Source organism: Phaeodactylibacter xiamenensis, from assembly GCF_000759025.1.
Lineage (GTDB): Bacteria > Bacteroidota > Bacteroidia > Chitinophagales > Saprospiraceae > Phaeodactylibacter > Phaeodactylibacter xiamenensis.
In genome coordinates this window covers 16,305-31,365 of sequence record NZ_JPOS01000029.1, presented here as the reverse complement: position 1 = coordinate 31,365, position 15,061 = coordinate 16,305, and the positions used below count along the sequence as shown (strand labels likewise).

At 51.5% G+C, this 15,061-nt stretch carries 15 protein-coding genes; 4 read left to right on the top strand and 11 right to left on the bottom strand.

Going from position 1 to position 15,061, the window contains the following annotated elements; all coding sequences use genetic code 11:
* Positions 1 to 10 precede the first annotated feature (10 nt).
* Positions 11 to 772 carry a 1,2-phenylacetyl-CoA epoxidase subunit PaaC gene (paaC, locus tag IX84_RS11325; RefSeq protein WP_044220344.1) on the top strand — a complete coding sequence of 254 codons (762 nt, stop codon included), beginning with the start codon at positions 11 to 13 and terminating at the stop codon, positions 770 to 772.
* Between the two features lie 46 nt (positions 773 to 818).
* Here the strand turns inward: paaC and IX84_RS11320 are convergent, their stop codons facing one another.
* From IX84_RS11320 to IX84_RS11310, 3 genes are all read right to left on the bottom strand, one after another.
* The gene (locus IX84_RS11320; RefSeq protein WP_044220341.1) at positions 819 to 1,859 is read right to left on the bottom strand and encodes an NADP(H)-dependent aldo-keto reductase; all 1,041 of its coding nucleotides are present in this window, start codon (positions 1,857 to 1,859) and stop codon (positions 819 to 821) included.
* Between the two features lie 111 nt (positions 1,860 to 1,970).
* Positions 1,971 to 3,365: a hypothetical protein gene (locus IX84_RS11315; RefSeq protein ID WP_044220339.1), complete on the bottom strand. Its 1,395-nt coding sequence runs from the start codon at positions 3,363 to 3,365 to the stop codon at positions 1,971 to 1,973.
* Positions 3,362 to 3,898, bottom strand: coding sequence for an RNA polymerase sigma factor (locus tag IX84_RS11310; RefSeq protein ID WP_044220336.1), 537 nt, complete (start codon positions 3,896 to 3,898; stop codon positions 3,362 to 3,364). The genes IX84_RS11315 and IX84_RS11310 overlap by 4 nt, the downstream gene beginning before the upstream one ends.
* A 260-nt stretch (positions 3,899 to 4,158) precedes the next feature.
* Between IX84_RS11310 and paaI the strand changes: the two genes are divergently transcribed.
* Positions 4,159 to 4,572: a hydroxyphenylacetyl-CoA thioesterase PaaI gene (gene paaI, locus IX84_RS11305; protein WP_238578265.1), complete on the top strand. Its 414-nt coding sequence runs from the start codon at positions 4,159 to 4,161 to the stop codon at positions 4,570 to 4,572.
* Position 4,573: 1 nt separating this feature from the next.
* On the opposite strand, the gene IX84_RS11300 is transcribed toward paaI, so the two are convergent.
* The 8 genes from IX84_RS11300 to IX84_RS11270 all read right to left on the bottom strand — a co-directional run bounded on the left by IX84_RS11300 (position 4,574) and on the right by IX84_RS11270 (position 12,187).
* Positions 4,574 to 5,872 carry an acetyl-CoA hydrolase/transferase family protein gene (locus IX84_RS11300; protein ID WP_044220333.1) on the bottom strand — a complete coding sequence of 433 codons (1,299 nt, stop codon included), beginning with the start codon at positions 5,870 to 5,872 and terminating at the stop codon, positions 4,574 to 4,576.
* A 241-nt stretch (positions 5,873 to 6,113) separates the two neighbouring features.
* On the bottom strand, positions 6,114 to 6,635 hold the full coding sequence (locus tag IX84_RS11295) for an RpnC/YadD family protein (RefSeq protein ID WP_152605008.1): 522 nt from the start codon (positions 6,633 to 6,635) through the stop codon (positions 6,114 to 6,116).
* A 135-nt stretch (positions 6,636 to 6,770) separates the two neighbouring features.
* Complete coding sequence (locus tag IX84_RS11290; RefSeq protein ID WP_044220328.1) at positions 6,771 to 7,355, bottom strand: Rpn family recombination-promoting nuclease/putative transposase; 585 nt, start codon at positions 7,353 to 7,355, stop codon at positions 6,771 to 6,773.
* Positions 7,356 to 7,431: 76 nt separating this feature from the next.
* The gene (locus tag IX84_RS32880) at positions 7,432 to 7,725 is read right to left on the bottom strand and encodes a hypothetical protein (protein WP_152605007.1); all 294 of its coding nucleotides are present in this window, start codon (positions 7,723 to 7,725) and stop codon (positions 7,432 to 7,434) included.
* A 9-nt stretch (positions 7,726 to 7,734) separates the two neighbouring features.
* Complete coding sequence (locus IX84_RS11285; RefSeq protein ID WP_044220325.1) at positions 7,735 to 7,983, bottom strand: hypothetical protein; 249 nt, start codon at positions 7,981 to 7,983, stop codon at positions 7,735 to 7,737.
* Positions 7,984 to 8,892: 909 nt separating this feature from the next.
* Positions 8,893 to 9,969 carry an Rpn family recombination-promoting nuclease/putative transposase gene (locus tag IX84_RS11280; RefSeq protein WP_081968712.1) on the bottom strand — a complete coding sequence of 359 codons (1,077 nt, stop codon included), beginning with the start codon at positions 9,967 to 9,969 and terminating at the stop codon, positions 8,893 to 8,895.
* A gap of 200 nt (positions 9,970 to 10,169) precedes the next feature.
* Complete coding sequence (locus IX84_RS11275) at positions 10,170 to 11,219, bottom strand: hypothetical protein (protein WP_052515955.1); 1,050 nt, start codon at positions 11,217 to 11,219, stop codon at positions 10,170 to 10,172.
* Positions 11,216 to 12,187 carry a KpsF/GutQ family sugar-phosphate isomerase gene (locus tag IX84_RS11270; RefSeq protein WP_238578264.1) on the bottom strand — a complete coding sequence of 324 codons (972 nt, stop codon included), beginning with the start codon at positions 12,185 to 12,187 and terminating at the stop codon, positions 11,216 to 11,218. The genes IX84_RS11275 and IX84_RS11270 overlap by 4 nt, the downstream gene beginning before the upstream one ends.
* 182 nt (positions 12,188 to 12,369) lie before the next feature.
* On the opposite strand from IX84_RS11270, the gene recQ reads away from it, so the two are divergent.
* Together recQ and aroQ are read left to right on the top strand one after the other, a co-directional pair.
* Positions 12,370 to 14,571, top strand: a complete 2,202-nt coding sequence (gene recQ / locus IX84_RS11265; protein ID WP_044220319.1) for a DNA helicase RecQ — start codon at positions 12,370 to 12,372, stop codon at positions 14,569 to 14,571.
* Complete coding sequence (aroQ, locus tag IX84_RS11260) at positions 14,571 to 14,996, top strand: type II 3-dehydroquinate dehydratase (protein ID WP_044220317.1); 426 nt, start codon at positions 14,571 to 14,573, stop codon at positions 14,994 to 14,996. Before recQ ends, aroQ begins: the two co-directional genes overlap by 1 nt.
* Positions 14,997 to 15,061: the final 65 nt, after the last annotated feature.

The window sequence follows — 15,061 nt, the reverse complement described above, 5'->3', positions numbered from 1 at the left end:
CCGTTTGATCATGACATTAGCCGACGCCAAATACCAATACCTGCTCCGCATGGGCGATAATGCCCTCATCCTTGGCCACCGCCTTTCCGAATGGTGCGGACATGGCCCTATCCTCGAACAGGACATCGCAATTACCAACATCGCCCTTGATCAGGTGGGGCAGGCACGCAGCTTGTTGCAGTATGCCGCTCAGCTTGAGGGCAAAGGGCGTACGGAAGATAATTTGGCTTACAAGCGGGACGTCATGGAATACCGGAATGTGCTCCTGGTGGAACAGCCCAATGAAAACTTTGCCTATACCATCGTGCGGCAGTTTCTCTTTGATGCCTTTAACTTTCTCCTCCATAAAAGCCTCGTCAACAGCAAGGACGAACACCTCAAAGCTATAGCTGAAAAGTCACTAAAGGAAATCACCTATCACCTGCGGTACAGCTCCGAGTGGATGATCCGCCTGGGCGATGGGACGGCAGAGAGCCACCAAAAAATACAGACAGCACTGGACGATCTTTTCATCTACACCGGTGAGCTCCTTACCCCGGATGCCGTGGATCAGACGATCTTCGAAGCTGGAATTGGGCCGGACCTTACCGCGCTTCAGGCACCCTATCAAGCCAAAATAGACGAAATCCTGCAGCAAGCCACCCTCCAAAAGCCGGAAGTCAAGTACATGCAAAGCGGTGGCAAGGATGGCCGCATGCATACGGAATACCTGGGCTACATTCTGGCTGAGCTGCAATTCGTGCAGCGTGCCTATCCCAACATGGAATGGTAGAAAAATCGGGTACTGAGCAATTGATATGCCCAATACCCGCTTACTTTTAGGGTGCAGGGTTAGGAATCGCCTCGTGCACCGCTTCTATCTCGTTCAGTACATCCTGACTGAGCGTGACTTCAATACTACTGATATTTTCCCGCAGTTGTTCCATCGTGGTCGCTCCGATGATGTTCGCCGTTGTAAAAGGCTGTTGATTGACAAAGGCGAGGGACATTTGTGCCATGTTGAGCCCGTAGTCTTCGGCTATGGCGAGGTAGCGGGCGGTCGCTTCCTGGCAATTCTGGCTATTGTACCGGGAAAGCTGCTTGAACTTATTGATGCGGTCGCGCGGCTGATCCTGTTTGCGGTGGTACTTGCCCGACAGCAACCCGAAAGCCATAGGCGAGTAGGCAAGCAGCCCGGTTTGTTCGCGCATAGCTACCTCTGAAAGCCCGACCTCGAACGTACGGTTGAGTAAGCTGTAGGGGTTCTGAATACTCACCATGCGGGGCAGGTTATGCACTTCCGAAAGGTGGTGATAGCGCATGAGGCCCCAGGGCGTTTCGTTAGATACTCCGTAGTGGCGAATCTTCCCCTCTTCCTTTAATTCATTCAGCGTTTGCAGCACTTGCGGCAGATTGTCTTCCCATGCCTCATCGGGGTTGTGCTTATAGCCGCGCTTGCCGAAACAATTGGTATTGCGCTCCGGCCAGTGCAGCTGGTATAGGTCCACGTAATCGGTTTGCAGGCGGCTCAGGCTGCCCTCAATAGCGGTACGGATTTGCTCCGGCGTGAAGCGCAGCGGGTTGCGGATGTGCTTAAGCCCGGTGGAAGGGCCCGTTACCTTGGTGGCTATGATAACGTCATCACGCGTGCCCCTGCCTTTGAGCCAGGTGCCGATGATGCGTTCAGTGCTGCCCTGCGTTTCCGGGCGGCCCGGCACACTGTACATTTCAGCAGTATCGATAAAATTGACGCCCTGATCAACGGCGTAACTGAGTTGCTCGTGCCCTTCTGCTTCGGTATTCTGCTCACCAAAAGTCATAGTGCCCAGGCAAATTTTGCTCACCTTAAGGCCGGTGCGGCCAAGTTCTGAATACTTCATTGATGTGTTATCAGTTAGAAAGCGAATTTAGGAAAGTTATATAACACAAACAGCGCTGGCTTCAGTAGTTTGAAACCAGCGCTGCTATTTTTACTCTTTATGAATGATAGCCTACAGGTGTTTCCGAATGCCCATAAATATACCCGCATTCATATGGCGCTGCTGCACAGCGAACTGATCTTGAGTGACCGAGTTCGGGAACATCTTGAAGTGCGGTTCAATCAGCAGTTCAAGTCCTGACTTCGTAGCATAGGTCAGGGCAACGCTACCATAGTAGCCTACACCAGCCTGCCGCTTGAATACACTAACTGTATTGGGGTCCTCCGGGTTAAGCGGAGTGGGCGTAAGTGTTTCCGGTGAAAGGAAGTCGCCACTTTGGCGGAAGAGCAGGTTCAGGTACGCACCGCCGTTAACCGACAGCCCAAACTTGCCCATATCCATTTCGTAGCCCACGATAAACGGGATATCGAGCATGCGGTAGGTATTGCGGCTCACTTTGTAGCGCTCGCCCACCGTTACGATCGTATCATACCCAATGATATTCCCCTGATTGTCACGGACCGGCTCGGTGATTTCCCGGCGTTCTGTACCATTAAAGTAGGTGAATTTTTCGTTGACCTGCGAGTAGTTGATCCCGGTACGGAAAGCCAGCCCGTTTGCTGCTTCGAGGGAGAGGCGTACCCCACCGCTGTAGGCGAAGACAAAAGACTCCGTTTCCCGCCGGCTCTTGGCATAGTCTTCGAAGTTGGCATTGCGGGCTTCGAGATCACTAAAAGCCAGGTCAGGCGACACCATCAGGTCGACGTAAATCCCCCAATTGCCATTGCCAAACTGTGCGCACTTAGGCTCAGGATTGAACAGCGCAGGCAACACCGCCTTCTGCTCCCGCTCGTATACGGCAGCGATGCCGGGCAGTGCCGCTTCATGCGCAGGCTTTGGCAGGACCGATGCAGAAACGGCAAGGGTGGTCTGTTCCGCTGTGGCTAGCGGGTTGGCTTCCGTTTTAGAATAATCCAATACAGCAGAAGCCAATGGCTGAGTGGATTGTTGAGTAGTGATGGCTGCCGATTGGGCAACAGTAGCCTTAGGCACTGCTATGACGGACGGCTCATCAGAAATGTTGAGTGTGGATTGCGGGCTGCGCGCCGCAGGGCGTGAGGTGTTTGCGAAAGCGGTGCTTTCAGTTTCTTTGTGTTGTTCAATCGTTTTTGTAACAGAAGGTGAGGCCGCTGCCCGGAGGGCGACCTGTGGTTGGTGTGGTGTTGCGAGAACAGGAAAAGCAGTGAGTGTGGGCTGCTGATTGTTCCAAAGCAACAGAGCTACCCCTGCGGCGGCCATTGAGGCCAGCACAGTTGCGAATGGTCTGTAATGCCGGATCTGATTTAGGAAACGGTGCTTCCAATTGCGTTTTTGGTCTATTTGCTCCCAAAGATGCATTGGCGTTTCGGTGGTCAGGTCCTGCAATTTGTCCCGAAACGCATCATCCAGGGGATGTTGTCGGTTCATACTGCAATTTTTTGAATTTTAACAATCATGCCTTGAAGCATTTTTCTGGCCTTGACTAATTGGGATCGTGATGTGCTTTCCTGAATACCCAGCATATCGGAAATTTCCTTGTGGCTGTACCCCTCAATAGCGTAGAGGTTGAAGACCACGAGGTACCCTTCCGGTAGCTGATTGATCAGGCGAAGCATTTCTTCTTGTTCTAAGTTTTTGTAGGATTCTGGTTCCGTTGAATATTCGGGCTGGTTTTCCAGACCGATTTGTTCTTGCTGAAAGCTTTTCTTGCTGTAGTTTTTCAGGGCGGTGTTGATGACAATTCGCCGGATCCAGCCTTCAAAGGAGCCTTTGAATTGGAATTTATGGATATTATCAAAGACCTTCACGAAAGCGTCCTGCAGTATATCCTCCGCCTCCATCCGGTGACGGGTATACCGCATGCATACCGCTAGCATCTTCCCAGCGTAGCGCACAAAAAGCGCTTGCTGACAATGCCGGTCTTCTTTTATACAGCCTTGAACAATCTCTTTTTCCGTCACAGGAAATTATTGAGCTATACGCCCTACACCACTGCATTTTCCCCTAATGTAGGAACCCATAGTTTGTTCAAAATACCCAGGTTAGCGGGAGGTTAAGCTTGGCGAAACCTATCATTAAGATGGCTTGGTCAGGGGAAACGCTGCCTGGATATTCAAAAAAATATAACTCAAGATACAGAATATTATGGTATTATGCTGGAACAAATCAATATTTTCCCTATGCCTCCGGACCTGGGGTGGCTCCGGACAAAACAATGACTATGGAAAAAGCGGAACGAATCGTTGATCAGATGTACAGTAAGGATGCTTTTAGTCAGTGGTTGGGCATCGAAGTAGTAGCGGTAGCAGCAGGCCACTGTGTGCTAAGGATGGAGGTACGGGAAACCATGCTCAACGGTTTTGGCATCGCGCACGGTGGGATCAGCTACAGCCTTGCGGATAGCGCGCTGGCTTTTGCCTCCAACTCACAGGGCAGACATGCGCTGAGTATTGAAACTTCCATTTCACATACGGCTCCCCTAAAGGCAGGAGATATCATTACTGCCACAGCTACGGAAGAACAGTGCAGCCGCCGCATCGGCCTTTACCGGGTGGAAGTCCGTAAGGCCGATGGGCAATTGGCTGCAATATTTAAAGGTACGGTGTACCGAAAAAGTCAGGACTGGAAAGTGTAGGCTACTTCCAGGTCTTCAGGTGCAAATGCTCGTAAGCCTGCTTCTCCAGCTCTTCCCGGTGGTCGGGGTGCGCAATGGAAATCAGCTGACGAGCCCGCTGACGGAGGTTGCGGCCGAACATTTCGGCTACGCCATATTCCGTAACGATATAGTGCACGTGCGCACGGGTCGTCACAACGCCTGCACCTGGCTTCAGCATACAAGTGATACGGCTGATGCCTTTGTTGGTCGCAGAAGGCAATGCAATAATCGGCTTACCGCCCTCTGAAAGAGAAGCCCCCCGTATAAAGTCCATCTGCCCGCCCACACCGGAATACACGCGCGTACCGATCGAGTCCGCACACACCTGACCGGTCAGGTCTATTTCAATGGCGCTGTTGATGGCCACAACTTTGGGGTTTTGGCGGATCACAGCCGTATCGTTCACATAAGCGATGTCCAGGAAGCGGACCAGAGGGTTGTCATCTACGAAATCGTAGACTTTTTGTGTACCCATCAGAAAGCCCGTTACGATGTGGTTGCGGTGCTTTACCTTATGCTGATTGGTAATAACCCCTTTCTCTACCAGCTCAATGACGCCATCGGAGAACATCTCGGTGTGGATACCCAGTTCTTTATGGTTTTTCATGGCAGCCAGCGCGGCATTGGGGATGGTACCAATGCCCATTTGAAGGGTGGAGCCATCTTCAACGAGGTTGGCGATATGCTGACCAATGCGTTTTTCGATATCGGTAGGCTCAGGCAGGGCAATTTGCGGGAGTGCATAGTCCACCTCTGTCACCCGGTCGAACTTGCTGATATGAATAACGCCATCACCGTGAGTGCGTGGCATTTGAGGATTGATCTCCGCGATCACGGTCTTGGCGGATTGCGCAGCGGCGAGGCTGGCATCCACAGAAACACCGAGTGTACAGAAACCATTTTTATCCGGAGGAGAGACCTGCAGCATCGCCACATCTAACGGAAGGATTTTTCGGCGGAACAACAGGGGCACTTCACTCAGGAAGATCGGGATATAATCTGCCCGGCCGGCTTGTACGGCTTTCCGCAGATTCCCTCCCACGAAGAGGTTATTCACCCGGAAGGAGTCTTCCATACCTTCATCGGCGTAAGGCGCCGGCGCATCAGTATGCAGGTGCATGATTTGGATATTCCGGAGCTCCTCTGACCGTTTGGCCAGTGCCTCAATTAATGTCTTGGGGGCTGCGGTAGCACTGTGAATAAAAATCTTGTCCCCGGTTTTGACTAATGCGACCGCTTCCTCGGGGCTGACAGCGGTGTAGGATGGATTAAATTTCATGGTAATTATTTCATTCCGTTTGGCCGAAAGTACTTATAAAGCGCATAAAAGGGAAGGAAGGTTTGGCATTTTGGGGGGTGATTTTTGTTACCGTACTTTTTACAATAAGTACACATTCAGAAAGGCAGAAAAATGTAGTGCCTGGAGGAGGGAAAAGCGTAAAAAATCACCAGTATCCTGGGTAGTTTCAAAAGGGTCACAGGGAAAAGACCGCTATTCACAAAAATGGCTTGTCCCCGCACTACATGTCCATCAATTGCCCGACCAGCTGATCCAGCTTTTCTTCATCTTCGGCCTTCAGTGGGGTATCGGCAAGCAGGTCTTCGCGGACGTAATTGCTTAGCGCAGCTGCATCGCCCTGTGCTTTGACAGACAGTAACTTGTTGACGGTTTCTAAATCCACTTCAGTAAAATCAGACAGCTCTTCGGTAGTTAGTTGAGGAAAACGCACAGCGGTTTTGAGCAGGTTGAAAATACTATTTTTGTATGCCCCCCTGTCCATGCCTTTTTCTATGCCCTTCTCCATGCCTTTCTCCAGCCCTTCTTTTCGACCTCTTTCCAAAATTTGCTCCAACGTACTCATGACTTCTGGTTTTATCGTGAATTTTGTGTCTTGGATTTGCTTTAGGAACTCTTCTTCCGAACGCTCTGCCACCCCCAGGATGTAGGTCGTCACTGCGCTGACTTTTTCTTTCCCGTCCGTCCCTTCAAAGATAAGCTGAAGGTACTTGAATATCAAGTGCTGCCGGTGCCGGAAAGCCATCGTCATCAGTACGCTGCGGAAGTAGCTCAGGTCAAGCTTAAAGAGCTTGTTAGGATTTTACCCTTTGGGCTGCTCTTGCCAAATTTCGCCCTGCTCTTCGTTGCTCTTCGGTCACATAGCTATGGCTATTCTCCCTTATCGCGCCTCGATCAGAACGAAATTTGGCTGCGTTCGCTCCAAAAGCAAAACCCCAACAAGCTCTAGCAGCTCCTCCGTGCTTAATCGTGTGGCGTCCTGAAAAAGGAAACGAAAGTCGGGGATGTAGGGTTCCAAAACAGCATGGTGCGGGTGCTCTTTGAACAGTTGGCCCAAGGTTTGCGGCACCCACTTCTCCTTGCCATTGTAAAAGATGAGTGGCAGTACAGGCTCCAGTTCCCTGCTCTGTTTTTTCACCATGCTCGATAAGAGTTCCATGATGTACAGCCCAACCTGCACCGCAACGTACTTATCGGGCTTGGACTTGTGCTCAAATAGCAAACAGAAATAGAAGTGGTCATCCGCCTCTCCCTGAAACCGGCAGCGGTAAATGATGTCCGCTTCGAACCGCTTCAGGCTGGGGCGCAGACTGACACTGTTTTCCAGCTTCCAGCTTGCAAGATCTGCAATAGTTGCAATTTTAGGATAGAAATGCTGAAGATAAGCTTTGACCACCTCCGGGTCGCTCATAGCCGACTTGAAGAAGCGGTCATCCGGTTGATGGACATTTATGTTTTGGGGCATGATACAGAGGTTAAGCACACCCTAAAAATACATAACACTGTATTAAAACCAAAATAAATTAAACAAATGAATTCAATTAGTTAGCCCAATCGAAGTCGAAACGGCCATCGGTGATAAAGAGCGTGTCGCCACAGTTATCATCGACCACTGTGCACTGAAAGGTGCCAGAGACGATAAATTCTTCGGTGCCCAGATTGAGGATCTCTACCCAGTTGTCAGCACCTTCCAACAGACGTGAAGGGTCACTTGACTCTTGACAAGGATGATTTCGATCGTTATAGAATGCATCGTGCAAGCTATATCTACCTACACTATCTACATACGCAGCGATATAAACCGAATCATCAAAGCCCTCACAGCTTCGTCTCATCCCAAAAATCTAAAAAATCTTATAAACCGGGTGCCACTCTCCAAGTATACTACTCTGAAGGAACCCGCCCCCACAGCGCTGCCAGTTCACCCCATTGATTTTGCAGGCGAAGGTGCCCTCTCCGGTCGTGGTGATGGGCGGCAGCTCATCGGGCTGTGCGATGGAGGCTTCATCGGTCTTAAAGAGTGGCTTGTTGCACCCGACCCACAGCAGGGGCACGGCGAGCAGCCAGGTGAGGAGTAGGAGTTTGTTTTTCATAAGTGAAAGGTTTTATGTGTGAATAAATAGGAATTGCCTGTTTCATTTTTTTAGTACGCCGGGTGAAGGACATCGACTTCGTTGTTAGACTATGTCGAGCGGCGAGTGCACCTGACGAGAAAAGATTTAAAAGCACGCCGGGTGAAGGTAGTGCACCCGGCGAGAAAAGGTTTTTATGTGTTAAAAAATAGAAATTGACTTGGATCCCCCCCCGCCCTACGGGCACCCCGTGTCACGGCGCTGTAGCAAGTAGCGCTTCCGGAAGCGCCCAGCGGGGCATAGCACGGGCAGGGACTCAGCTACCGGCTGTCCCAGGCATATCTGTTTAATGCCAGTACCAATAGTACTGCTATAGCTCAAGGCTTTAGCAGGGCGGTTATGTTTTTTGTTCAAGTATACGCATGACGAAGTGGTATGCTATTCCAAGGCATACCGCTTCAAGGCGTATATGCCGACCCTCCTGCCTTTAAGGTGGTCAAAGCCTAAAGGCGATGAGACACGGGCAAGCATTAAGTGGGTTTGACTCGGCAAACCACTTAATCGTCGGTATAAGTGTGGCGGTTACACAGGGAGCGCCGGTTTTTATGTTGCTGCGCGCAGTGATTCGTGCAATGGATTGGTAATATACGACTTGGCCGTGGTAATGTCAAGGTTGCGGCGTGAAAACATTGTTGTTTTTTTGGGGTTTGGGTGGGGGTAGGTGGAGCATTGGTTCTGGCTGGGTTCTACATGCGACTCTACGAAGTCGAGCTGCCTTGGATGCCTGAAAGATCAAGATGTGACTTCTACGAAGTCGGGCTGTCATAGGGGGGCTGAGAGATTAGGATGCGGCTCTACCTGCCTGCGCCGGGTAGACAGGTTCTACGAAGTCGGGCTACCATAGGGGGACTGAAATATCAGAATTTGGCTTTACCTGTCTGTGCCTGCCAGCAGCTTTTCCACCAGCTCCTGCAGCTTCTCCATTTCTTCTGAATTGAGCGGGATATCGGCAAGTAGTTCTTCCTGCACATATTTGAGGAGCTTGCCTTTGTCGCCTTTTGCAGTGATATCGATAAAATCCTGCACTGTTTCCTGAGGCAGCCCGGTGAAGTCGGCGAGGTCAACGGCCGACATTTCCGGAAATTTGAGTGCTGTCTTCAAAAGGTGGAAGATGCGCTCCTTTTGTTTGCCTTTTTCCATACCCTTTTCCATGCCCTTTTCCATGCCTTCTTTGCGGCCGCGGATCAGGATTTGCTCTAGTGTGCTCATGACATCTGGTATTATATCGAGGTCCGTATTTTCAATAATTGCTTTGAATTCTTGTTCGGAGCGCTCTGCCACCCCGAGGATGTAATGGGTCAGTGCGCTGATACTGGCCTTGCCGTCTGCCCCTTCAAAAATAAGCCTAAGATATTTAACAATCAAGTAGGGCTGATGCCGTAAGGATAACGCCATGATGGCGCTCCTGAAAAAGCTCAGGTCAAGCTGCAGCAGCTCCTCCGTGCTGAGCTGGGAGACGTCCTGAAATACAAAACTGAAATTCGGGATATAGGGTTGCAGCAGGCCGAGCTGCGGATGGCCGGCAAAAAGCTCTGCGAGCGTCAGGGGCTGCCATTTTTCTTTCCCGTTGTAGCATATGATGGGGAGCACCAGCTCCAGTTCCCGCCCGGCTTCTTTTACGGAGCGCAGCATCAGCTCCATGATGTATAGCCCGACCTGTACGGACACGTATTTATCGGGCTGTGATTTGTGCTCAAGCAGCAGGCAAAAGTACAGATGCTTCTCCCCGTCTTGTAGGAGGCGGCAGCGGTAGATGACATCGGCTTGGAATTCTCTTAGGTTGGGCTGAATGCTAAGGCTGCTTTCCAGCTTCAGGCTCCCAAGGTCGGTGATGCGGGCAATGTCCGGATAGAAGTGCTCAATATACCGCTTTGCTACCTCCGGCTTGCTCATAGCGTGGCGGAAGAAGCGGTCATCGGGTTGATGTATTTTGGGTCTCGAGGGCATGGTACAGAGATTAAGCGCCCTTAAGATACAAAACCTTGTAATAGGGTCCAAAATAATTTAAACAAATAAATTCAATCAGCCCGATCGTACAGGAATGAACTGTTTCGTTTTTAAGCACGCCGGGTGAAGGAATCGACTTCGTTGTAAAACTACGTCGAACGGCGAGTGCACCCGGCGGGAAAAGACCTTGAAGCATCAAACTACTCCCCCTCAAATGCCTTGATTACCGCCTCCAAAGCCGCAGCGTCCAACCCAAGCTCAGGTGCGCTGTCAAGCTCGTAAAACGTGAGGTACACTTTTTCTGGCCATTCAAAGCGCTGAAGCTGCTCCACCGCAATGTGCAGCGCTTCCTGCGTTACCGTTTCCAACCGGATGAGGTCGCCTTCGTACAGATAGTGACCTTGAAGGAAAGTCCCCTGCACCACTTCATACCGCCCGCCTTTCATGTCATAGAAACGCTCCGGGTCCGACAAGTCATTGGCCGAAAGGCCGCTCAACAGGCGGATCATGGCGCCCTCCCGGAACAAGACGCCCCACTGAAAAGCAGGCAGGGCCAGATCAAGGGGCAGCGCATAGGGACGGGCTTGCAAATAAGGGGCAGCCGCCGCGGGATTGAGGATGGAATTGGGCTCCTCCCATTGGCGGACCTCCCCCATATTGTAGTACATGAGCATGCCGCGGTCGACTGGAGGCACACCGGTCTGCTCCGGATAACGCAGCTGATGCAGCCGTATAGTAGCAGACAGCGCAATGCCCTGCTCTGAGAGCCGCTCCCGGCAGATTTTCAGCAGGCGAAAGTAAACCTCCCGGGTACTCTGCGTCCAGTCACAGTCCAGCTGCACCTCGGGCACGGCCGATAGGTTGAAGGTTTCGGTGAGCTCCAGCACTTTGCTGACCAGCTTTTCTGCGAAAGGGGGTACATCCTGTACAGGCAGAAGGGTGAGGCTGCGGTTGGTGATGAATATGGTAGGCACCCACTCTACCTCAAAGGTGTTCAGCGGTTGCTTGGGCTCCAGGTAAGCGAGGGGCGCCGGAGCCTTCAGGTTTTCGTCCCAGTCTACATCAAACAACCGCAAATAGATGCGCTCCGTAGCCAGTCCGCGCACCAGTTGCCGGGCCTCAGGCGCCGGGTCGAAGGTGGTTTTCCAATGGTAAAAGGCAGGATGCACCGTGGCAGTGGAGGGCGTACGGCACCCACTCAGCAGGAGCAGTACAGCACCGGTGAATGCATATTTCAGCCACCGGATCATATCAGCCCCTCCCGGATCAGGTCATGCAAATGGACAAAGCCTTTGTAGGTGCCTGCTTCATCGGTGACCACCAGCTGCGTGATGCTGTTTTTGCGCATGACCTGCAACGCTTTGACGGCCATCGCATTTTCGGTAATGGTTTTAGGGCCCGAAGTCATGATATCTCTTGCCAGGAGGTTGTCGAAGCCATTGCCCCGTTCGAGCATACGGCGGAGGTCGCCATCGGTAACGATTCCGGAAAGCTGCCCGGTTGGGTTCAGGACGGCGGTTGCGCCCAGGCGTTTGGAAGTCATTTCGAGAATGGTTTGCTGCAGCGAGTCTTCTTCCTGTACAGCAGGGCGTTCATTCTGTGGGTAGAGGTCGCTTACGCGCAAATAGAGCTGCTTGCCGAGTGCGCCCCCCGGATGGAACTGTGCGAAATCCTGAGGAGAAAAGCCGCGTAATGCCAGTAAGGAAGTGGCCAGCGCATCCCCCAGCGCCATTTGTGCGGTAGTGCTTGCGGTAGGTGCCAGATTATTGGGGTCTGCCTCCTGATCCACCGGCGTGCAAAGCACATAACTTGCGTGCCTGCCCAGGTAAGAAGCCCGGTTGCCCACCATACCTATAATGGGATTGCCAAGGTTCTTGAGCAGCGGGACCAGTACGCGTATTTCAGGTGTCTCCCCGCTTTTGGACAGGCAGAGGACGAAGTCTCCCGGCTGAATCATACCGAGGTCTCCGTGGATGGCGTCAGCAGCGTGCATAAACAGAGCCGGCGTGCCTGTGGAGTTTAGGGTAGCTACGATTTTCTGACCTACCAGCGCACTCTTGCCGATCCCTGTCACTACCAACCGCCCCTGACAAGCAAAAACTGCATTCACACACGCCTCAAACTCCCCATCGATGCTCTCCTGCAGTGCCCGGAGCGCCTTCATCTCGATTTCCAGCGTCCGCAGCGCAGTTTTCCGTATTAATCCTTCGCTTATCACGTGATTTTTGTATTTTTGAAAGCTTTTGAAAAAAGCGCCTAATCGAACGAATCGGTCCTGTAGTTGTTCCTGGAAGTCGAAAAAGCTCTGAATACCCATTCCAACTGAAAAATATTGGCTAAATTAGGACGGATTGCCCAAAACAACCGATGCAAAACTAAGTAAAAAAGAACTGGCGAACCATGACGACGACGAAAGAAACGCTTTACGATGCCCTTCATCAATACTTCGGTTTTGATAGCTTTAAAGGCCGACAGGAGTCTATCATCAAGAGTGTACTGGGTGGCAAAGACACCTTTGTCATTATGCCTACCGGCGGTGGCAAATCGCTTTGCTACCAGCTGCCTGCGCTTATGCTGGAGGGTACGGCTATCGTCATTTCGCCACTGATCGCATTAATGAAAAATCAGGTGGACTCCATTCGCGGGTACAGCCAAAGCGATGATGTGGCCCACTTCCTGAACTCCTCCCTCACCAAATCTCAGATGAAACAGGTGCGGCAGGACATTATGGACAATAAGACCAAGCTCCTCTTTATCGCACCGGAGACCCTGACTAAGGAAGAGAATATTGAGTTCTTTAAGCAGGTCAACTTATCCTTTGTTGCCGTTGATGAAGCCCACTGTATTTCAGAATGGGGGCATGACTTCCGGCCGGAATACCGCCGTATCCGCGTTATGCTTGATTCTATTGGTGGCGATATCCCGGTGGTGGCCCTGACCGCGACAGCGACGCCGAAGGTACAGTCTGATATCGTGAAGAACCTTCACATGACGGACCACAACACCTTCATCTCCTCCTTCAACCGGGAGAACCTCTACTACGAGGTGCGTCCGAAGCTTAAAAAGGAGCAGACGCTGAAGCAGATCGTACAGATCATTAAGGAAATACCAGATCAGTCGGGCATCATCTATGTGCAAAGCCGAAAGTCAGCAGCTGAGATTGCCGGGGCATTGAAGGTGAATGACATCAAAGCCGCACCTTACCATGCCGGTTTGGATGCCAAAACCCGTAGTAAAACCCAGGATGACTTCCTGATGGAGGAAGTGGATGTCATTGTGGCCACGATTGCCTTTGGCATGGGTATTGATAAGCCCGATGTGCGGTTTGTCATCCACTATGACATCCCGAAGAGTATTGAAAATTACTATCAGGAGACCGGGCGTGCCGGGCGGGACGGGCTGGAAGGGCGCTGTGTGGCGTTCTATTCCTACAAGGATATTCTGCGCCTGGAGAAGTTCCTGCGCGACAAGCCCGTGGCTGAACGCGAAATGGGCATGCAGTTGATGCAGGAAGTGATGTCTTACTCTGAGACCACCTCCTGCCGCCGCCGCTTCCTGCTGCACTACTTTGGGGAGCAATTTGACGAGGACAATTGCAGCCAGATGTGCGACAATTGCCGGCATCCAAAAGAACGGATCGATGTTAAAGAGGACGTGGTATTAGCCATCAAGGCCGTGAATGAACTGGACGAAAACTACGACATCAAGGTAATGGTGGACTTCGTCCGGGGGCATGCCTCGAAGGTGATAAAAGACTTCAGCTTTGACAAACGCCCCCTCTATGCAGCGGGCAAAGCACAGGACGCGACCTACTGGAGCTCCGTTTTCCGGCAGACCATTCTCAACGACCTCCTCCGCAAAGACATCGAGACCTACGGGCTACTCAAGATTACCGAAGAAGGGAAAGCTTTTCTGAAAAACCCACAGCCATTCAACATCCCTATCGACCACAACTACGATGCAGAGGTAGCGGCAGATATAGAGGAATCTAAAGGTAGTTCCGCTGTCCTCGACGAGACGCTGATCAAAATGCTGCGCGACCTGCGCCGTAAAGAGTCCAAGCGACATGATGTACCACCATTTGTAATCTTTCAGGATCCCTCTCTGGAGGATATGGCCACCCACTACCCTATCACGATGGATGATATGAGCAATATCTCAGGCGTGAGCAAGGGTAAAGCGATGCGCTACGGGCGTCCTTTCCTGGAACTGATTAAGCAATACGTAGAAGAAAACAATATTGACCGCCCGAATGACTTCGTGATGAAGCAGGTGGCCAATAAGTCTAAAGTCAAAATCAATATCATTCAGGGCATCGACCGCAAGGTGCCTATGGAAGATTTGGCCGAAGCCAATAACCTCTCAATGGAGGAGCTCTATCAGGAGATGTACGCTATCGTACTTTCCGGTACAAAGGTGAATATCGATTATTACATTGACGAAAACCTGGATGAGTACGCGCGGGAAGAGATTGAGGACTACTTCATGGATGCAGAGACCGATGCCCTTGAAGAAGCCTACAAAGAGCTTCAGGACGAAGACATTACGATGGAAGAGATACAGCTCGTCCGCATTAAGTTCATGTCTGACAAAGCCAACTAATGCGTATTCTCATCCTGAACGGGCCGAACCTAAACTTGCTGGGCAAGCGAGAGCCGGAAATCTATGGCCGTAAGGCTTTTGAGGACTACTTCGGGGAGCTTCAGGCGCAGTTCCATGAGCATAAGCTGGAGTATTTTCAAAGCAATCATGAGGGGGCCCTGCTGGACAAACTACACGAGGTGGGCTTTTCCTACGACGGGATTGTGTTTAATGCGGGCGCTTACACGCACACCTCCGTTGCGCTGGGCGATGCGATAGCCGGAATTTCCACGCCAGTTATTGAAGTGCATATTTCCAATGTACACCGGCGGGAAGCTTTCCGGCATCATTCTTACCTTTCTGCTCACTGTGCAGGCATTATCGTGGGGCTGGGGCTACAGGGCTATGCGCTTGGTGTGCAGGCTATCATTGGACATCAATCCTGACATAAGAAAGGAGCGCTTTACCCGGCATCAGATAGAGCGCTCCACACTTGCTTAATCGGTTAGAT